This window comes from Rubrivivax gelatinosus, assembly GCF_004340905.1.
Classification (GTDB): Bacteria; Pseudomonadota; Gammaproteobacteria; order Burkholderiales; family Burkholderiaceae_C; genus Rubrivivax; species Rubrivivax gelatinosus.
Genome location: NZ_SLXD01000002.1, coordinates 198,326 through 218,270 on the forward strand (window position 1 = coordinate 198,326; position 19,945 = coordinate 218,270).

At 74.1% G+C, this 19,945-nt stretch carries 9 protein-coding genes; 4 read left to right on the forward strand and 5 right to left on the reverse strand.

Annotation, left to right across the window (positions count from 1 at the left end; all coding sequences use genetic code 11):
• Nucleotides 1–12: 12 nt before the first annotated feature.
• From EV684_RS04170 to EV684_RS04190, 5 genes are all read right to left on the reverse strand, one after another.
• Complete coding sequence (locus EV684_RS04170; RefSeq protein WP_132644950.1) at nucleotides 13–1,971, reverse strand: hypothetical protein; 1,959 nt, start codon at nucleotides 1,969–1,971, stop codon at nucleotides 13–15.
• Nucleotides 1,972–1,999: 28 nt separating this feature from the next.
• The gene (locus EV684_RS04175; RefSeq protein WP_132644951.1) at nucleotides 2,000–6,916 is read right to left on the reverse strand and encodes a hypothetical protein; all 4,917 of its coding nucleotides are present in this window, start codon (nucleotides 6,914–6,916) and stop codon (nucleotides 2,000–2,002) included.
• Between the two features lie 30 nt (nucleotides 6,917–6,946).
• Nucleotides 6,947–10,609, reverse strand: coding sequence for a hypothetical protein (locus tag EV684_RS04180; RefSeq protein ID WP_132644952.1), 3,663 nt, complete (start codon nucleotides 10,607–10,609; stop codon nucleotides 6,947–6,949).
• Nucleotides 10,610–10,622: 13 nt separating this feature from the next.
• Entirely contained in the window at nucleotides 10,623–13,940 is a 3,318-nt protein-coding gene (locus EV684_RS04185; protein WP_132644953.1) for a DUF6603 domain-containing protein, read from the reverse strand.
• Nucleotides 13,941–14,024: 84 nt separating this feature from the next.
• The gene (locus EV684_RS04190; protein WP_132644954.1) at nucleotides 14,025–14,978 is read right to left on the reverse strand and encodes a LysR substrate-binding domain-containing protein; all 954 of its coding nucleotides are present in this window, start codon (nucleotides 14,976–14,978) and stop codon (nucleotides 14,025–14,027) included.
• Nucleotides 14,979–15,111: 133 nt separating this feature from the next.
• On the opposite strand from EV684_RS04190, the gene EV684_RS04195 reads away from it, so the two are divergent.
• From EV684_RS04195 to hpaI, 4 genes are read left to right on the forward strand one after another with little or no spacing between them, the layout of a single operon-like run.
• The gene (locus EV684_RS04195) at nucleotides 15,112–16,092 is read left to right on the forward strand and encodes a Bug family tripartite tricarboxylate transporter substrate binding protein (protein ID WP_132644955.1); all 981 of its coding nucleotides are present in this window, start codon (nucleotides 15,112–15,114) and stop codon (nucleotides 16,090–16,092) included.
• A gap of 1 nt (nucleotide 16,093) precedes the next feature.
• Nucleotides 16,094–17,620: a UxaA family hydrolase gene (locus EV684_RS04200; protein ID WP_132644956.1), complete on the forward strand. Its 1,527-nt coding sequence runs from the start codon at nucleotides 16,094–16,096 to the stop codon at nucleotides 17,618–17,620.
• Between the two features lie 20 nt (nucleotides 17,621–17,640).
• The gene (locus EV684_RS04205) at nucleotides 17,641–19,125 is read left to right on the forward strand and encodes an NAD-dependent succinate-semialdehyde dehydrogenase (RefSeq protein ID WP_132644957.1); all 1,485 of its coding nucleotides are present in this window, start codon (nucleotides 17,641–17,643) and stop codon (nucleotides 19,123–19,125) included.
• Nucleotides 19,126–19,142: 17 nt separating this feature from the next.
• Nucleotides 19,143–19,940: a 4-hydroxy-2-oxoheptanedioate aldolase gene (gene hpaI / locus EV684_RS04210; protein WP_132644958.1), complete on the forward strand. Its 798-nt coding sequence runs from the start codon at nucleotides 19,143–19,145 to the stop codon at nucleotides 19,938–19,940.
• Nucleotides 19,941–19,945: the final 5 nt, after the last annotated feature.

Sequence of the window (19,945 nt, forward strand, 5' to 3'; positions counted from 1 at the left end):
GATGTCCCGGACTCAGCCGCCGCCCCCTGTGCGCCGCACGAGATCGAAGCGCAGCCCGCTGGCGCCCTCGCCTCGCCCGGTGTTCTTGCTGCGGCCGATCCACAACAGCGCCCTGCCCGAGGCGTCGCGCGCGTAGTTGAAGGCCCGGCGGACCTCGATGCCGTCGCGCGGCACCTCCTCGTCTTCCAGGCGCAGGAAGTCGCTCGTGAACAGCGAGGCCGCGTCGGCCGGTGTCGTGCGCAGGATCTCGCCGCGCGGATGGAACATGAAGCCCTGCAGCCCGGCCTGCTCGGGCTTGGCCTCGACGAAGGGCGCCGTGCGCAGCCGCTGGACGACGGCCGCGATCTCGGCGTTGCGAGCTTCGGCCAGCCGGGCGGGGTCCACCGGCAGATGCTGGACGACGACGCCGCGCTGCAGCTGGATCGACCAGTTCGCCGGCGTCGCGCCGGCGCGTTTGACCGGCAGGAAGGGGATCCAGTGGGCCGCCACCGGCGTCTGCAGCGTGTGCTGCAGCGGCGCGCCCGGCGCCGGTACCGCGCCCAGCGGCACGCGCAGGGTCTGCGTCGTCGACAGCCGGGTGCTCTCGAAGCGCCGGTCCAGCGGATCGCCGGACGTGCCCTGCACGCGTTTCTCGATCGCCCAGGCCAGGTTGGCCATCTCGTCGCGCATCAGCACCACGTGCTCCAGCGCCGGGCCTTCCTGGGCGTGCAGCGCCGGGCACAGGAACAGGCCGTCGTCCAGCCGCGCACGCGGCGCGGCGGCGGCACGCACCGACATCTCGAACATCGTCCACTGCGAGCCGTCGAGGTTGCGCGCCGGCGGGATCGGCAGCTCGATGCCGAAGTTGTCGCGCACGAAGAACTCGGCGACGCGGTACAGCGCGTTGACCGGCAGCGTCACCGGCAGCACGTACCAGTCGTTGCCGAAGACCAGCGCGTACTCCAGCAGCGCCAGCCGGGCGAGGTCGCTCTTGGCCGCGCCCATCGCGCCGAAGTTCAGCCGCCCGTCCTCGAACTCCCAGTAGCGGTCGGCCGGCATGCCGGGGTAGCGCGCCATCGCCGGCATCGGCGGCCGCGCCGGGCGCCAGTCGATCGCCGCCGCGCCGGCCACGGCCTGGCCGGGCTGCGGCACCGAGGCGACGACGAAGTCGTCCCAGTCGAGGCGGCCGTCGACGTACTCCTCGGCCTCCAGGCGCAGCTCGGGCTGCACGCCCTCGCTGGCGAGCGCGAAGCCGTACTCCAGGCGCTGCGGGTTCCAGTACGGGCTGGCGCCGCTGTCGCTGCGCGGGTCCAGCGCCAGATCGTCGACCCAGCGCAGCCAGCGTTTGAGCACCTCGACCACCGCCGGGGGGTCGGCGATGCCGAGCGCGGCGACGAAGCCCTCGGCATCGTCGGCCACCGCCGCCCCGAGCGCGGTGGCCAGCACGTGGGCGTCGACCGAACGGCCGTGCAGCAGCCGGTGCCAGACGAAGCCGGCGTTGTCGGCCGCGGGGTCCGAGGGCGCGGCGATCGCCGCCGGGAAGGCGGCCAGCAGCGGCGCCACCGCGTCGGCGCGGCCGGCGGCGCGCAGCAGGCGCAACAACTGCTGACCGGCCTGGGCGTTGAGCTTGGGGTGCGCGGCCAGCACCCGCTCCTGCTCGACCATCGCCTCCAGCGGCGGCGCGCCGTCGGGCAGCGCCGTCGCCGGCACCGCGCCGGACGGGTGCAGCAGGCGGCGCATCGGCACGCCCTGCACACGCAGCCGCGCGCCGATCGGGCTGCCGGCGTCCTCGCCCTGCAGCTCGTTGAACTGCCACTGGCGCGCCAGCAGCCACAGCGGGTCGGCCACCGGGGCCTGCAGGCCCAGGCCGACGTCGTCGGCGGTGGGCAGCGGTTCCAGCCGCGACCAGGTGGTCGCCGACGGATCCGGGCGGATCGCCCTCAGGTCGACGGCCACCACCTTGGCGGCCGTCGCGGAGACCTTCAGCACCATCGTCGGGCTCCTTCGTGCGCCGGGCGCATCATTCGCTGGGCACCAGCTTGCCGGCGGCCATCGTCATCACGCTGCGCGCCGAGTGCTCGCCGTAGGCGGCGCGCAGCGCGGCGAGGTTCTTCTCCAGCATCGCGGCGAAGTCCACCGAGGGCACGTCGCGGCGGAAGTTGTTCGACAGCATCAGCCCCGGCAGCAGGTTGCCCAGGCCCTGCAGGTCCTGCGGCCGCACGGCGCGCAGCCGGGCCAGTGCCAGCGCCTCGTCGACGACGGCCAGCAGCTCGTCCAGCGTCCAGTGCTCGGCCGCAGGGTCCGAGGGCACGGCGAGCAGCATCGTCTGCGGCGCCCGCGCGCCGGGCGCGTCGAAATGGAAGGACAGCCCGGTGGTCTCCTCGGTCGCCGGGATGGTTTCACTCCATTCGTCGACGAAGAGGCCGGCGAAGCCGCTCTCGGGCGTCACGGCCTGCAGGGCACCAGGCGCGTAGGCGGCGACGGCGACGACGCCGCGCAGATCGTCGCCTTCGGCCGGCGGCAGCGCGCCCCAGCGCCGCACCGGCGCCAGGCCCGGCGCGCCCATCTGCACGAGCCGGAAGTCGGCACCGTCGACCGCCAGGCCACGCGCCTCGGCGGCGCTCAGCACGTCGGCCAGGCGGCCGGCACCGTCGTGCACGCAGCCCAGCTTGGGCAGCCAGCCGGCGATCGCCAGCTCGTCGCCGTCGAGCAGCGTGGCACGCGCCGCCAAAGAAGCCGCGACCTCTCCGGCGTAGCCGCCGAGCGTGAACACCGGCAGCACCGGGAACTCGGCGCCGAGGATGGCGCGGATGCGCTCCACCGTCTTGCGCACCTGCTCGCCGAAGCTGTCGCCGGCCTCGGCGGCCGGCGCGGCGTCCAGGCGCGCCTGCATCTCGGCGTGCAGCGCGAGCGCGCGGTCACGCGCCGCGGCCACGCTGTCGGGCGCCGGGCCGGCCGTGCCTGCCGGGTCGGCGGCGGTCGCGCTGCGCCAGCCCAGCGCCGCGGCGTCGGCCAGCGCCTCGTGCAGCGCGGCCAGCAAGGCCCGCGTGTCGGGGGCCGCCGGGTCCAGCGCCTCGGCGTCCTCCGGCACCGCGGCGGCAGCCACGCCCAGCGCGCCCAGCACCTGCACGGCGCGGGTCTCGGCCGGTGCCAGCCGCGCCTGCAGCTCGGCCAGGTCGACACCGGCGTGGTCGCCGTGCTGCAGCGTCGCGTCGCTCTCGACGCCGTCGCGCGCCAGCACCATGTCCATGCGGCGCAGCGCCCTTGCCTTTTCCAGCAGCTGGCGCAGCAGCCAGCACAGCGACTCGAACTCGACCAGCCCGGCGGTGCCGGCGGCGTCGGCCGGCGCTTCGGCCTCGAGCACGATCGCCAGGCGCTCGGCGTCGGCGCCAAAGGCGGCGCGCGCCTTGGCCGCCAGCACCGCGGCCAGCGCCTCCTGCACGCGGCTCTGGCCGCCGTGCTGCTGCGGCTCGCCGCCGAGCACCAGCGACAACGGAGACAACCCGAGTTCGTCGACGCCGGCCTGCAGGCGCTCGGCGCGCGGCACCCAGCGCCAGCCGGGGCGGCCGTCATAGAGCTCGCCGCTGGGCACACGTTCGACCAGCCGGGCGTCGAAACGCCAGCGCGCCGGCGCGCCGAGCAGCCGCGCCAGCCAGGCGTTGAGCCGCGGTTCGACCTGCGACTGCAGGTCGTCCAGCGCCGCCCAGTCGCCGGCGTCGGTGCCGGCCAGCACGACAGCCACACGCTGGGTGTAGCCGCGGGTCGACCGCGGCGTGCGCGTGACGCGCGGCTCGGGCGGCCGCGTCTGTTTGTCCAGCGCCGACATCGCCGCCGCCGAGCCGTCGAGGTTGCCGCCGACCAGCTGGTGCACGCTCTCGCTGACCAGCAGGTCGGAGACCGCGTCGACCAGGTCGGCGAGTTCGTCGACGAAGGCCATCGCCTGCTGGTGCTCGGCGGCGGGCACGCCGGCCGGTCGCACCGCGTCGACGCCCTGCTCGCGCGCTTCGGTCGCCAGGCGCAGGCCGTCGACGACGTCGCGGGCGCCGATGTCCTCGCCGGTCTCGGGCGCGTTGCCGGTCGGGCGGTACGGGAAACGACGCCGGTACTCCAGGATGTGCTGCGACAGATCGTGGTCGCGCAGCGCACGCTCGAAGCGGTAGCCCAGCAAGGCGGCCAACGCCTGACCGTTGGCCACGCCTTCGAGCAGACGCTTGGCGCGTTTGACACGCCGCGAGCGCAGGTCGATGTCGAAGGCGTGCTCGGCGTGCTGGCGGTTGGCGAGGTGGCCGCTGCGCAGCACCGCGGCGGTCGTCGCCTGGTGCAGCGAAGGCGCATGAACGTAGCCCATGCTGTCGGCCAGGCGCTGGTCGCGCAGCTGCGCGTCGGGTTTCAGCCCCTCGACGACGCCGAAGGCACCGAGGTGCAGCCCGCGTGGCGTGCGTTCGCGCAGCCCGTCCAGGCGCTTGGTCGCCAGCGAGGTGATCCAGGCGTCGAGCCGGAAGGCGGCAGCGTCCAGCGTCGTGCGCAGCGCGTGGTCGAGCTCGCCGACGCTGCGCTGCTGCAGGAAGGCCAGGCTCTCGCGGAAGGTGGCGATGTTGCGCAGCGCCTCGGGCCAGTTCGCGAGCACGCTGCCGAGCCGCGAGCCGATGTACTGGCCGACCGACTGCTCGCCGGTCGTGCCGATCAGCCTGAGGCCCATCAGCGCACCGGCGTGGCCGACCTGGAACTGGTCGCCGACCAGCGTCGCGTGGTCGACGCCGACGTACTCCGCCGGGCGCAGCCGCAGCGCGGCGGCCTTGGCCGCCGGCGACAGCAGGGTCTGGGTGTCCAGGTGGCCGTAGAACAGGCGCCGGCCGCTGGCCAGCACCTCCTCGTCGGCGGCGAAGGCCAGCAGCGCCTCCAGCAGGCTGTCGGCGTCCTGCATCGCGACCAGCGCGGCGCGCGGGTCCTGGCCGGCGCTCGACAGCAGCTGCACCAGCGCGGCCAGGTAGTCGCGCGCCAGCCGCGCCGCGGGCGGCAGTTCCTGCTTCGGGTTGGCCGGGTCGCGCTGCACCCAGGCCACGGCGTCCAGCGAATGCGCCTTGGGCCGCACGCCGCACAGCGCGATGAAGGGCAAACGGCTGGGCCAGCGGTCCAGCAGGTCGGCGATCATGAAGCCGTTGAGCAGGCGCTGCGACGCCGCGACCTCCTTCAGGTCGGCGTAGTTCTCCACCGCGGCCGGCCCGGCGACCTGCAGGAAACGTTTGGCGACCGACCAGGGCTGCATCGCCAGCACCTGGTGCAGCGTCTCGGCGTCGGCGGCCTGCATCGTCGGCACGCGCGGCACGGCGGCCTCCCAGAAGCCGCGCAACCAGCGCAGCACGGTGTCGAGTTCACGCTCCAGCGCCGAGTTCGGCGCCGGCCGGTAGCCGCGCGCGCACAGCGGCAGCAGGCCGTAGGGCTGGTTGCCGATGCGCAGCGCCGACAGCGGCCCGCCCGGCCGCAGGAAACGCACGGCATGCGCGCGCAGCGTCTCGATCGCCTCGTCGTCGATCAGGCTCTCGGCGTCCTGCACCGGGTTCCAGAAGTAGCGCAGCGTGTAGCCCAGCGTCGCGCTCCACAGCGCGTTGACCATGTGGCCCGAGCTCGCGCCTTCCTGCAGCGCGCCGCCGGGCACGCGCGTGGCGTCGAAGCCGATAGCGCCCTCGGCGACCGGCGGCAGCCCCAGCAGCAGCTGCAGCCGGGCGCCGGCGCCGGCCAGTTCGTCCGGCGGCACCGGCACCGCCTCGGCCGGCAGCGCCTGGGCCGCGGCGTCGGCCTGGGCCTGCGCGGCCACCGGGTCCAGCGCCGCGGCCAGGTCGCCGCCGTCGGCGGCGAAGCCGGCGCGGGCGCTGCCGGTGTTGTTCGTCGGCGTGCCCTGGGCGACGAAGGCCAGGCCCTGGCCGTGCTGGTGGTTGTGCAGCAGGTCGGCCACCAGCGCGGCGGCCGTCTCGGGCGTCTGCGTCCAGTCGACGCCGATGACGACCAGCCGGTCCAGCCCCTGCATCAGCGTCGCGCCGGCCTTCAGGTCGGCGGCGCTGACGGTGATCGCCAGCCCGGCCTGCTCGGCGGCGTCGTAGTCGACCAGCCAGGCGCGGTCGCCGGCGAACGGGTCCCAGGCCTCGGGCTCGGGCGGCGCCAGCAGCGGGTCGAACAGCGGCGACATCGGCAGCACGTCGGCCACCACGCGGCCCCACTTGCGCAGCACCTCGACACCGCCGCGCCAGCCGACGGCGACGAAGCGGTCGGGCAAGGCGGCGGCGGTCTGCTCGCGCGCCTCGCCGGCCGAACGCGGGATCGCCGCCTCGTCGAACAGCGGCGCGGCCTCGGCGCCCAGCGCTGCCAGGTTGGTCGGCACGACGGCGCGCACCAGGTAGGCGGCGCGCATCGGGCCGTAGGGCCGCGACAGCTCGGTCCACGGCGAGGCGCTGTCGGCCGGCGAGGCGAAACGCTGCGTCCAGTAGCGCTGCGCGGCGGCGATCTCCTGCGGGGTGAGCCCGGGGTCGTGCTGGAAGGCGTGCACGACGTCGGGATAGATGCGGATCATCAGCCGCGTCGTGGCGTCGTCGTAGCGCGTCTGGATCGACACCGGCATCAGCAGCACCGGATGGGCGCTGTCCAGCGCCTGCACCATCAGCGCCGGGTCGCGCTGCGCGAGCAGCTCGTCGGACAGGCCGCGGATCGCTTGCAGGCGCTCGCGCAGCTCGCCGTCGCCGCCGCGCGCCGTGGCGGCGAGATCGTCGAGCCGCGCGGCGGCCTGCGCCAGCGTGCGCTCGTCGGCGCCGCCGCGGCGCAGCCGGTCGAGTTCACGCTGCGCGGCGTCGAGCTCGGCACGCGCACGGCGCTGGGCGTCGCGCGAGCGCGTGTACTCGGCGCGCGCGCCGGCGATCGCTTCACGGTTGAGGTCGAGCACGGGCATGGGGGCTCCTGGGGGGGCGTGCGCCGAGGTTCAGGTCGCGAGGTCCGGGCCTTCCCAGTAGGCGCGGAAGGGCTCCTGCAGCAGGGCCTGGGCGATCTCGGCGGCGGTCGGGGTGGCGCTGAGGCCCGGGAAGGACGCGAACGGCCGGTCGGCCGGGTTGGACAAAGCGGCCAGCGCGCCGATCGACAGGTGCTGGCCGGCGTCGACCTTCAGCTGCGACCACGACAGCGTCTTCCACGGGCTCAAGCCCGCCGTGCGCAGCGCCTGGAAGGCCGGCGCCGCGGCGGCGCCCAGCGCGAACTGCTCGCGCGCCCAGGCCAGCGCGGCGCGCGGCCGCGCGCCGATCTTCGCCGCCCCGGCATCGGGCGGCGGCACCGGGACGTCGAAGCCGAAGCGCGGCTCGCTCATCGGCTCCTCGACGACGAAGCACCAGTCGGCTATGTCGCCCTTGTCGATGTCGAAGCCGAAAAAAGTGATGTCCGGGGCGATGAAACCCGAGAACACCGGGGTCTGCACGTCGGCGCCGGTCGGCGGGCGGCCGTCGGCGTCCTTCAGCAGCTTGCTGTCCTCGGGCGCGGCGTTCTTCACGCGGCGCCAGGCGTAGACCGCGGCATTGGGGTAGCGCAGCAGCAGCCGGCCCTTGATCAGCAGCGCGACACGGTCGGGGTCGGCGATGTTCGGGTCGGAGCGTTTGCCCAGCGGCTGGTGGCCCCAGAGGTGGATGGGCTGCATGTCGGGCAGGCGCTCGAGGCGGCCGTCGGCGCTGATGCCGACGCGGTCCCAGAAACGCTGGAACGGCGTGCCGCGCAGGTCGGTCGGGAAGCCGCGCCAGAGCAGCTCGCGGTTCATCTCGTGGTTGGCGCCGACCATGAAGGCGTCGACGAAAACCTGGTTGACCTGCACCAGCATGATCAGGTCGGGCGGCAGCTGGCCGATGCCGGGCATGAAGGCTTCCTTGTCGTGCTCGGCGAGCGCGCGGTACATCGGCTCGAGCAGATGCGGATAAGCCATCACCCGGTCCAGCAGCGGCGCGATCGTGTAGCGCAGCTTCGCCGCCGCGGCGCTGGCGGGCAGGAAGGCGGCGACATAGGGGCTGGCGCCGCCGATCGGCGCGCCGGCCAGCGAGAGCTGCGACTGCAGCCGGGCGCGCAGCGTCAGCTCGGGCCGGGTGCGCGCGCGCAGCACCTGCGCCGCCTGCGCGAGCGGGAAGTCCACCGGCGTGACGCGCAGGTGCATGGTGTCGAAAGGCTCGCGCCAGGCGCGCTGCACGCCACGCGTGGCCTCGGCGAAGGCTTTCAGCACCGCGCGCTGGCGGATCGCCGGCGGCAGCGTGACGCTGACCACGCCGCGCTCGGGCGGCGCGTCGCCCAGCCGCGTGATCTCCAGCGTCTCGCTGACGCCCAGGCGCACGCCGCTGTTGCCGCCCTGCAGGTCGAAGGCGTTGGGCGGCAGGCTGGCCAGCAGGCCCAGGTTGCCGTAGGCGCGGGCGTCGGCCGCGGGCCACGAGGCCAGCGTCAGCCCGCCCACCGCACGCTGCGCCGCGGCGCTGGCGGGCTGCGGTGCACCGCGGCCGACGAAACGCAGCAGCGGCTGGTCGACACGCACGCTGCCGCTGCGCGCGTCGATGCGCAGCGCGCTGAACTGCAGCGCGCTGCCCTGGGTCTGGGCTTCGACGAGCAGGCCTTCGACGCCGCGCCGCCCCAGCGCCTCGACCTGCGTGGCGACCCGGCCCAGGTCGGCAGGCCCCAGCCCGCGCACCGCGCCGGCCAGCGCCGAGAAGCGCTCGACGTGGACGTCGGTGAACACGCCCAGCGACTGGCCGGCGCGGATGCGCGGCAGCGCCACGCCGCCACGCTCGACGACGGCGCGCGCGGCCTCGCCCGCGGCGATGGCCGCACGCGCCTGGCCGGCGGTCGGCGCGAGCTGCAGGCCGCGGGCGGAGAGGTCCAGGCGCGCGTCGTCGGCGGCCGGCAGCTCGACGCCGTCGAACAGCCGCGTGCCGGCCACGCCGTCGGCGAGAAAGGCGTTGACCGCGAAAGCCGCCGGCTTGCGCGTGGCCTCGGCCATTGCGCCGAGGTAGCGCGTGGCCAGCGCCGGCAGCGCCTGCACGCCCGCGCCGCGCATCGCCGCCAGCCGCAGCGTGCGCCGCTGCGGACTGACGCTGCGGCGCAGCGCGCCGTCGACCATCGCCGCCGGCAGGCTGGAGCGTTCGACCTGCCCGCCCAGCGAGCCCGTCCTGCCGTCGACGCGGAAGGCCACCGCGCCGGAGGGCAGCACGGCCTCGATGCGCGCCAGCGCCGGCGCGGCCACCTGCAGCAGCCGCTCGGGCGGCAGCGGGTCGAAGTGGCGCGCCTTCAGCGCCCGCTGGACCTCGATCGCCAGGCGCGTGAAGTTCAGCAGCTGCGCGGCCTCGCGGATCGTGCCGACCTGGTCCCAGCAGGCGTCGACGTAGTCTTCCTGGTTTCGCCGCACGACCTCGGCGCCGTAGCCCGCGGCGCCGCGGTAGCGCGGGTTCAGGTTCAGCCCCGCCAGCCACCAGCCGCTGCGCTCGGCCGGCGTCACCGAATGGCGCCGCGCGTGCCAGGCGCCGTACAGCGGCGGCTTGAGCTCCTGCCGGCGCACGCTGCCGTCGGGCTCGTCCTCGACCGGGTTGTCCACCTGGGCGGCCGGCGTGTCGACGATCGCCGCCAGGCTGGCCGCATGTTGCGCCGCCGGCGCCTGGCCGGGCGTGTAGCCCAGCGGCACCAGCGCGCCTTCCATCGTCGCCGTCTGCGGCGGCGCGCCGCCGTCGAGCAGCGCGTCGACGCTCATCGGCGAGGTGCCGACGCTGCCCAGCAGCGCGCTCATCGCCGGATCGTTCTTCCACTTCCTCGGGCTGCGCAGCCGCCGCGCCAGGGCCTCGAAGTCGCCCTGGGCCCCGGTCGAGAACTCCCAGTGGTGATAGACCGGCAGCACGACGTCGGCGCCGGCCTGCGGGTCCCAGGCCGGCGCCAGGGTCTGCATCGCCGCGCCGCGGCCGTCGCCGGCCAGCCCCAGCCCGCGCAGCCGGCCGGGCTCGAACGCCGGCACGACGCAGGCGACGTAGTCGGTGTCGGGCGCCAGCCGGCGCGGGCAGACCAGGCGCGAGACGTTGGAACGCGGGTCGCCCTGCAGGTCGGCGCGGATGCCGTCGAGGTCACCGGTTTCGCGTGCGCTGACCACCTGGGCGTGCGCCCAGGACCAGGACTCGGCCAGCGGCGGCAGTTCCTCGGCGACGTGCGCGGCCGGCACACGCACCTGCGGCAGCGGCGCCTGGCCCTGCAGGCGCGGCAGGCCGCAGCGGTCGCGCCGCAGCACGACCAGCACCAGCCAGGGCCGCAGCCGGTCGTCGGCGTTGGCCAGCGCCGGGGTCAGCATCCACGGCAGGTCGGGCGGGTCGAACTCGACGATCGCCAGGTAGTTGGGCTCGAAGTTCGTCGTGCCCGGCCGCGGGTCGGTGCGCACGACCAGCCGCGTGTCCAGGCCGACGACGTCGCCCGGGCCGTAGAGCTGCATCGTCAGCGGCGCGACCGCCTCGCCGGCGTGCGCGCCGGCGAGCCTGACGCCGATGCTGGCGGTGGCGCGCGCGGGCAGCGCGCCCAGGGTGTCGGCGGTGGCGAGCGCCACGCCGAGCCCGCGCCGCACCCAGGGCAGGAACTGGTAGGAGATGGCCATCGTGCGGGCTCCGTCAGAACGCCGTCTCGAACTGCTCGACGACCAGCGCACCGGCCGCCACGTCCTCGGCGTGGAAGAACGAGCTCGCCGCCAGGCCGCCCAGCGGCTGGGCCGCCAACGTGCCCAGGGCGGGGTCCAGCGTCGCCAGCGGCGGCGGCCTGACGCCCAGCTTGACCTCGTCGGCCGGCGACAGCGCACGCTTGCGGCGCAGCGCCGAACGCCCGGCCGCGCCCAGCTCCAGCGCCCACTCGCGGTGGGCGGCCAGCGCCAGCCCGGGCAGCGCCAGACGGCCGTCGCTCTTGTCGATCGACAGGTTGACCTCCTCGTAGTCGAAGACCTCGGCGACCGGGGCGCCGAAGCGGTACTCGCGCTGCCCGGCTTCCAGGCCCGAGGTGAAGCGGTCGAACGACGGTTTGCCGAGCAGGTCGTCCTGGTTCATGGCCAGGAACTGCGCCGCCGGGAAGTTGTCGGCCAGCGTGCGGTCGGGCGCCTTCTCCACGTCGCCGAAGAGCAGCGTCTCGATCGCGATCTCGCGTTCGCCTTCGATCGTGTCCGAGCCCAGCTTGTCCAGCCGCTTGGCCAGCGGCAGGCGCTTCTGCACGAACTGCAGCACCGCGTTCGGATGCGCGATCAGCGGCGCCGGCTGGTCGGCCGGAGGCGGCGGCAGCTTGGCGAAGCTGGCGAAGGCGTCGCCGTCCTGGGCCAGCTGCGCCGACCAGTTGGCCGCGTTCTCCAGCTCGGGCCGCAGCGCGTCGACCAGGCGCACGCGGCGCACGACGGTCTCGCGCTCCTCGCCCCACTCCTCGTCGACGTGGAAGCTGAAGTCCGGCAGCGGCCAGGGCGTGTGCACCTTGGCGCGGCCGACGATGTGCCAGCGCCCGGGGCCGGCCAGCAGGCCGTAGATGTCGACGCTGGCGAAGTCGATGCCGAAGACCTCGACGCCGGCGTAGACGTGGATGTCGGTCTCGAAGCGGAACTTCGGCACCAGGTAGACGATGGCGTTGAACTCGAAGCCGCCCTCGAAGCTGGCGATGCCGACGTCGCCCCAGACGCGCAGCGCGGCGCCGCCCTGCACCGTCGCCGAGGTGACGGCGAAGTAGCCGTCGAAGCTCAGCCCGACGATGCCGATCGAGAACTCGCAGCCGACGCGCTGGAACGGGCTGGGCAGGCCCGGCGGCAGGTCGGTGAAACGCGGGTGGAAGCCGCCGGCGCTGATCAGGAAGCTCGGCCGGTCGCCGAACACGGCGCGGAAGGCGAACTGCCCGTGCAGCGAGATGAACAGCACGCGCGAGTCGCGCAGCACGCCGTCGAACCAGATCTGCAGCGGGTCGAAGACGACGCCGCCGGCGAAGTCGACCTGCAGGCGCAGGATCGCCAGGCTCTTGTCGACCAGCGGCGGCAGCTGCACGATGACCTGGCCGACGAAGACGATCTGGCTGGGTTCGATCAGCAGCCCGAGGCGCGCGGTGACCAGGCTGGGAGTGCCCCAGCCCAGCTCCAGCATCGGCCCGATGACGAAGCCGCCGGCCTTGAACGGGAAGATCACGCGCAGCTGGTTGAACAGCTGCGGCGCGTTGGCCACCGGGTTCTGCGGGAACAGGAAGCTGTCGAGCGAGCCGCTGGCCAGGCCGCCGGACAGCACGTCGCGGTCGATCGTGTGCTGCACGCCGATCAGCCCGCCCAGCCCGGTCAGCGTGAAGCCGAAGCCGAGCTGGATCGGCGGCAGGTTGGCGGCGATGATCAGCAGCAGCGACCAGCCCTGCGGGTTCTTCGTGCCCAGCAGGCCGATCGCCTTGACGCCGATCTGCATCAGGCGGATGTCGAGGATGCCGCCGTACTCGCCGCGCTGCGGGTCGAAGAGCAGGAAGCCGCCGCCCTTCAACACGCCGGCGTCGATCGCCAGCCCGGCGCCCGACGGCGGCTTGAGCCCCCAGTCGGCGGCGGCCACGCCGGCCAGCAGGTTCTGCAGGTTCAGCGTCGTGCCCAGGCGGTCGATCGAGCCCTGGAACGGCCCGATCTGCACCTGGAACGAGCCCGAGAGCTCGAGCTCGACGCGGTTCAGCCCGTCGGCCTTGCGCAGCTCGAAGGTCAGGAACGGGATCTGCACCGGCGAGTTCGGGATCGCCTCCAGCGGGATCGTCGCGCGCAACCCGGTGCCGTCCTTCAGCCGCAGGCCGCCGGCGCGGTCGGCGACCAGGCCGAAGGCCAGCGCGACCTCGATCTGGTCGCCGAGGATGGCGCCGAGGAAGGGGTCGTCGCCGACCTTCAGCACCAGGCGGGCGTCCTTCAGGTCGAACTCCAGCCGCGGCTCCAGGTTCTTCAGCACGATGGCGCCGGAGAGCTCGCCGATCGAGAAATGCGTGCCGTCGGCCGGCCCCAGGCGCAGCGGCTGGGCGGCGTTGCGGCGGCCGAAGACCAGCCCGATCTCGACCGCGCCGCTGAACTCGGGCCGCGGCAGGCTGGCCGGCAGCGGCGCCAGCGGCGGCAAGGCGAAGGCCAGCGCGACCTCGTGGCTGGCCGTCAGGCCGACGACGAAGCCGTCGCCGGCGGCCTGCTCGGCGGCCAGCGTGCTGCGCAGCCGCGCGTGCAGCTTCGGCGGCGCCGCGGCGCCGTCCCAGCCGAGCTGCAGCACCAGCTTGCGCGCGGCGTCGGCCGACTTCGCGAGTTCGAACTCCCGGGTCAGCTGCGCCGCCGGCAGCGGGATCGCCGCCGCCAGCGCTGCGGCGGGCATGCCGGCGTCGGCGTCGTCGCCACCGAAACCGCGGTCGATGACGGTGCCCACGGCCATCAGCGCCAGCGCGACGATGGCCTGCGGCTCGGCGACGGCGGCGTCGGACAGCGCGTTGCCGTCGGGGTTCTCGCCCTTGAGCAGGTAGACCAGGCGGCGCGCCGGCGGGCGGTTGTCGGGCTCGTCGGCGTCGCCGGAGACGATCAGCAGCAGCTTGGCCAGCGAATACGCCGACGGCGGCTTGCCCGGGCTGGCGCCGAGCAGGCGGTCGATCTGGCGCACGACCTTGACCAGGTCGCCGAGGTCGGCGGCGCCGGCCTGCAGGTCGGCCAGCACCTCGCCCAGCGTGCGCAGCGCGGCCAGCGTCTCGCCGGTGACCAGCGTGGCCAGCGCCAGCGACTCGGCCGCCGCATGGGTGGCGGCAAAGCCCGCCGGGTCGACCGTGGCCTCGGTCTTGTCGAGCTGCAGGCCGAGCCGGGTGCGCAGCGCGTCGCCCAGCGGGGTCGCCAGCGCCGGCAGCGGGACTTGCGACTGCAACTCGGCCACCGCGGCCTGAAACCACCTGAAGGCACGCAGAAAGACCTTGTCCGCCGTTCCCGCCATCGCGACATCCTCCAGAAGGAGGACGGACTGTAGGAAGGCGGTCGGGGTGCGTCACCCCCTAGGCAGGCCGGCCGGCACAGCGCTTCAGGGGGGAGCCGAGGCCGCGGCGCACAGGGCGGCGCGGCCGCGCAGCGCCGCCAGCAGCCGCTCGCCGGCCGGCGTGCGCAGGCCGTTGCGCAGCTGGATGATGCCCACCGGCGGCAGCTCGATCGGCACCGCCAGTGGCAGCACGACGGCCAGCCCCTGGTGGCGCAGATGCTCGGCCACGCCGCGTGCGACGAAGCCGACGCAACCGCGCTGGCGCACGAAGTTCAGCGTGACGAGGAAGGACGCGCTCTCGACGATGTCCGCCGGCGGCTGCAGCCCGTGGCGATAGAAGATCTGGTTGAGCTTGATGCGCGAGGACGCCCAGGCCGGCGGCACCACCCAGGGCGCGGCGGCCAGCTCGGCCCAGCCCGGCGCCGCCGCCTCGGCCAGCGCATGGCCGGGCGCGACGACGACCGCCATCGGCTCCGGGTACAAGGCCTCGGTCTCGAGGTCGGGCGCCGAATAACCCGGCTCCAGCCGGCCGACGATGAAGTCGAGTTCGCCGACCCGCAGCCGCGGCAGCAGCCGCGACAGGTCGCCCTCCTCCACCGACACCGCGGTGTGCGGCGACTCGCGCTTGAGCTGCTCGACCGCCGGCACCAGCAGCGTCGGCGTGGCGACGACCATCGCGCCGACGCGGATGCGCCCGGCCCCGCCGCTGGCGACCATCGCGATGTCCTCGCGCGTGCGGTCGTAGTCGGCCAGCACCGCGCGGGCGAAACGCGCCACCTTCTCGCCGTAGGCCGTCGGCTCGGTGCCGCGTGTGGAGCGCACGAACAGGTCCAGCCCGAACAGGCGCTCGATCTCGACCAGCGACTTGCTGACCGCCGGCTGCGTCAGCGACAGGAACTCGGCGGCGCGGCCCAGGTGGCGGAACTCGTCGAGCGCGACGACGAGCTGCAGATGCTTGAGCTTGAGGTTGGATCGCAGCACACGGTCGATGTCGCTCAAGTTCGGTCTCCGGGACAGGGTTACATGAAGAATACGACATGAAGCCTGTCCACTTCCTCATTGGTTCGTGATGATGCGCAGCACCAGAATGGCCAGCATCCGCCCGACAAACCAAGAGATCAGGAGACAAGACATGCGGATCCCACGACGCCAGTTCGTCCTCGGCACGCTCGGTGCCGCCGTCGCCGGGGCCAGCGGCCTCGCTCGCGCCGCCGACTTCCCAGAGCGGCCGATCACCTTCATCTGCCCCTGGCCGGCCGGCGGCAGCGCCGACATGACGATGCGCGCGCTGTGCAACGCCGCGGCGCGGCAGCTCGGCCAGACCATCGTGCTGGAGAACCGCGCCGGCGCCTCCGGCATGCTCGGACTGAGAGCGATGGCCAGCGCCAAGCCCGACGGCTACACGATCGGCCAGATCCCGATCTCGGTGACGCGTTTCGCCCAGCTCGGCTCGGTGCAGCTCGACCCGCTGAAGGACCTGAGCTACCTGGCGCGCACCTCGGGCCAGACCTTCGGCATCGTCGTGCGCAGCGATTCGCCGTACAAGACGCTGAAGGAATTCGTCGCCGCCGCCAAGGCCGCACCCGGCCGCATCGCCTACGGCAGCGCCGGCATCGGCGGCGCGACGCACGTCGGCATGGAGGAGTTCGCGCTGGCCGCGGGCATCCAGCTCAACCACATCCCGTACAAGGGCGGCGCGCCGGCGCTGCAGGACCTGCTCGGCGGCCAGCTCGACGCGCTGGCCGACTCGACGTCCTGGGCGCCGCACGTCAAGGCCGGCAAGCTGCGCCTGCTGGCGACCTGGGGCGAAACACGCACCCGCGACTTCCCCGATGCACCGACGCTGCGCGACCTGGGCTGGGACGTCGTCGTCGACGCGCCCAACGGCGTCGGCGCGCCCAAGGGCCTGCCCCCCGCGGTCGAGGCACGGCTGCGCGCGGCCTTCCGGGCCGCCGCCGCCAGCCCCGAGTTCATCGCCGCCTGCGACAAGATCGACGCGCCGCCGATGTACCTGGACGGCCCCGACTACGAGAAGTACGTCGCCGCGGTCTACCGCAAGGAGACGCAGCTGATCGAACGCCTGAAGCTGCGCGAGCTGATCGCCAAGGGTTGACGTGAAGACGAGCTCGCCGCTGATCCGCCTGCACCCGAACGACAACGTGCTCGTCGTGCGCGACGCACTCGCGCTCGGCCAGGAGCTGCCCGAGTTCGGCCTGCGCACCAAGGCGCAGCTGCCGGCCGGGCACAAGATCGCCGCGCGGCGCATCGCCGCCGGCGAACGCGTGCGCAAGTACGACGTCGTGATCGGCGCGGCAACCCGCGACATCGAAGCCGGCGAGCACGTGCACGGCCACAACCTGGCGCTCGTCGACGAGTACCGCGACCCGGGCTTCGGCCTGGACGTGCGCCCGGTCGACTACCTGCCGGCGGCCGAACGTGCGCGCTTCCAGGGCTTCGTGCGCGCCGACGGCCGCGTCGGCACACGCAACTTCATCGGCATCCTGAGCACGGTGAACTGCTCGGCGACGGTGATCCGGCGCATCGCCGAGCACTTCACGCCGACGCGGCTGGCGGCCTGGCCGCAGGTCGACGGCGTCGTCGCCTTCCCGCACAGCAGCGGCTGCGGCATGTCCAGCCCCAGCGAGCACTTCGAGCTGCTCCGGCGCACGATCGCCGGCTACGCGCGCCACCCCAACCTGGCCGGCGTGCTGATCGTCGGCCTGGGCTGCGAGCGCAACCAGATGCAGGACCTGCTGGCCTCGCAAGGCCTGGAGCCCGGGCCGATGCTGCGCACGCTGGTGATGCAGGACAGCGGCGGCACGCGCGCGAGCATCGAGGCCGGCATCGCCGCGGTGCAGGCCATGCTGCCGGCGGCCGACGCCGCGCGGCGCCAGCCGGTCAGCGCCGAGCACCTCAAGGTCGGGCTCGAGTGCGGCGGCTCCGACGGCTTCTCCGGCATCGGCGCCAACCCGGCGCTGGGCGCGGCGATGGACATCCTGGTGCGCCACGGCGGCACCGCGATCCTGTCGGAGACGCCCGAGATCCACGGCGTCGAGTTCATGCTGACGCGCCGCGCCGTCAGCCCCGAGGTCGGCCAGAAGCTGCTCGACCGCCTGGCCTGGTGGGCCGAGTACACGCGCGGCCACAACGCCCAGTTCAACGGCGTCGTCGGCGCCGGCAACCAGGCCGGCGGCCTGGCCAACATCTTCGAGAAGAGCCTGGGCTCGGCGATGAAGGGCGGCACGACGCCGCTGGTCGAGGTCTACCGCTACGCCGAGCCGATCGACAAGGCGGGTTTCGTCTTCATGGACTCGCCGGGCTACGACCCGGTGGCCACCACCGGCCAGATCGCCAGCGGCGCCAACCTGATCTGCTTCACCACCGGCCGCGGCTCGATGTTCGGCAGCAAGCCGGCGCCGACACTCAAGCTCGCCAGCAACACGCCGATGTTCCGCCGCCTCGAGGAAGACATGGACCTCAACTGCGGCCTCGTCATCGACGGCGAGGTCGACGTCGCGCGCATGGGCGAGCTGATCTTCGCGCAGATCCTGCGCACCGCCTCGGGCGACCTGACCAAGAGCGAGCTGCTCGGCCTGGGCGACCACGAGTTCGTGCCCTGGCACCTGGGCATCGTCTCCTGACCCCCTCACCTTCCCGCACGATGAGCCTGACCCTGACCCGGGCGGACCTGGTCCGCACCCGCCACTTCATCGCCGGCCGCTGGGTCGGCTCGGCCGAACCGGCGCCGGCGCTGCCGGTGTGCAACCCGGCCGACCTGTCGACGATCACCGCGGTCGAGGACGGCGGCCCGGCCGACGCCCGCGCCGCCACCGACGCCGCCCAGGCCGCGTTCGCCGGCTGGCGCGCGACGCCGGCCAGGAGCCGCGCCGCGCTGCTGCGCCGCTGGCACGACCTGATCCAGCGCCATGCCGACGACCTGGGCCGGCTGATCAGCCTGGAGCAGGGCAAGCCGCTGGCCGAAGGCCTGGGCGAGGTGCAGTACGCCGCCAGCTACGTGCAGTGGTTCGCCGAGCAGGCGACCCGCGCCAACGGCGACGTCATTCCCAGCCCGGTCGGCGGACGGCGCATGCTGGCGGTGCCCGAGCCGGTGGGCGTCGTCGCCGTCGTCACGCCGTGGAACTTCCCGGCGGCGATGATCGCGCGCAAGATCGCGCCGGCACTGGCCGCCGGCTGCACCGTCGTCGCCAAACCCGCCGAGGACACGCCGCTGACCGCGCTGGCGCTGGCCGCACTGGCCGAGGAGGCGGGCCTGCCGGCCGGCGTGCTGAACCTCGTCGCCGCCTCGCGCCAGCGCACGCCGGCGGTCGTCGGCGACTGGCTGGCCGACGACCGCGTACGCAAGATCAGCTTCACCGGCAGCACGCCGGTCGGCATGCATCTGGCGCGCGAGTCGGCGGCGACGCTGAAGAAGCTGTCGCTGGAACTGGGCGGCAACGCGCCCTTCATCGTCTTCGACGACGCCGAGCTCGACGCCGCCGTCGACGGCCTGATGGCGGCCAAGTTCCGCAACGGCGGCCAGACCTGCGTCTGCCCGAACCGGGTCTACGTGCAGCGTGCGGTGCACGACCGCTTCGTCGACAAGCTGGCAGCGCGCGTGCGCGCGCTGAAGGTCGGCCCGGCCGAGGCCGAAGGCGTGCAGATCGGGCCGATGATCAACAGCCGCGCGGTCGAGAAGATCGAGCGCCACGTCGAGGACGCGGTGGCGCGCGGCGCGCGTGTCGTCGTCGGCGGCCACCGCCTGCGCGACGCGCTGGCCGACGGGCCGAACTACTACGCGCCGACGCTGCTCGTCGGCGCCACGCAGGACATGGCCTGCTTCAACGAGGAGACCTTCGGCCCGGTGGTGCCGGTGGCGCGTTTCGACACCGAGGACGAGGCATTGGCTCGCGCCAACGGCACGCCCTACGGCCTGGCGGCCTACTTCTACAGCCGCGACACGCGACGCATCCACCGCGTCGCCGCGGCGCTGGAAGCCGGCATCGTCGGCATCAACGAAGGCGCGCTGGCCGCCGAGGCCGCGCCCTTCGGCGGTGTCAAGCACTCGGGCTACGGCCGCGAAGGCTCGGTGCACGGCCTGCACGACTACCAGCACATCAAATACCTTTGCGAAGGCGGCCTGGCCTGACGCCGGGCCTCACCCCCATGACCACGACCAACCCGTTCAAGGCCGCGCTCGCACGCGGCGAGCCGCAGATCGGCCTGTGGCTGTCGCTGGCCCAGCCCTACACCGCCGAGCTCTGCGCCAGCGCCGGCTTCCAGTGGCTGCTGATCGACGGCGAACACGCGCCCAACGATGTGCGCAGCACGCTGGCCCAGCTGCAGGCCGTGGCGCCCTACCCCGGCCACCCGGTGGTGCGCCTGGTGCAGGGCGAGACGGCGCTCGTCAAGCAGGTGCTGGACATCGGCGCGGCGACGCTGCTGGTGCCGATGGTCGACAGCGCCGAGCAGGCCGCGGCGCTGGTGGCGGCGACACGCTACCCGCCCGAAGGCGTGCGCGGCGTCGGCTCGGCGGTGGCACGCGCCTCGCGCTGGGGCGCCCGCGCCGGCTACGTCGACTTCGCCAACGACGAGGTCTGCCTGCTGGTGCAGGCCGAGAGCCGGCGCGCGCTGGACGACCTGGAAGCGATCTGCGCCGTCGACGGCGTCGACGGCGTCTTCATCGGCCCGGCCGACCTGGCCGCCTCGATGGGCCACCGCGGCCGCCCCGACCACCCCGAGGTGCAGGCGGCCATCGACGGCGCCATCCGCCGCATCCGCGCCTGCGGCAAGGCCGCCGGCACGCTGACCGGCGACGTCGCCGCGGCGCGGCGTTACCTGGAGCTGGGCGCGAGCTTCGTCGCCGTCGGCATCGACACGACGCTGCTGGCGCAGGCGACGCGGCGGCTGGCGGCGGAGTTCGCGTTGGTGCCGCCGGTCGTCACCGGCCCGGGCCCGTACTGAAGGCC

Excerpts from the sequence above, each read along its gene's own strand:
- hpaI (WP_132644958.1), top strand. The coding sequence starts at position 19,143 with ATGACCACGACCAACCCGTTCAAGGCCGCGCTCGCACGCGGCGAGCCG.
- EV684_RS04205 (WP_132644957.1), top strand. The coding sequence starts at position 17,641 with ATGAGCCTGACCCTGACCCGGGCGGACCTGGTCCGCACCCGCCACTTC.
- EV684_RS04180 (WP_132644952.1), bottom strand. The coding sequence starts at position 10,609 with ATGGCCATCTCCTACCAGTTCCTGCCCTGGGTGCGGCGCGGGCTCGGC.
- EV684_RS04170 (WP_132644950.1), bottom strand. The coding sequence starts at position 1,971 with ATGGTGCTGAAGGTCTCCGCGACGGCCGCCAAGGTGGTGGCCGTCGAC.
- EV684_RS04195 (WP_132644955.1), top strand. The coding sequence starts at position 15,112 with ATGCGGATCCCACGACGCCAGTTCGTCCTCGGCACGCTCGGTGCCGCC.
- EV684_RS04185 (WP_132644953.1), bottom strand. The coding sequence starts at position 13,940 with ATGGCGGGAACGGCGGACAAGGTCTTTCTGCGTGCCTTCAGGTGGTTT.
- EV684_RS04175 (WP_132644951.1), bottom strand. The coding sequence starts at position 6,916 with ATGCCCGTGCTCGACCTCAACCGTGAAGCGATCGCCGGCGCGCGCGCC.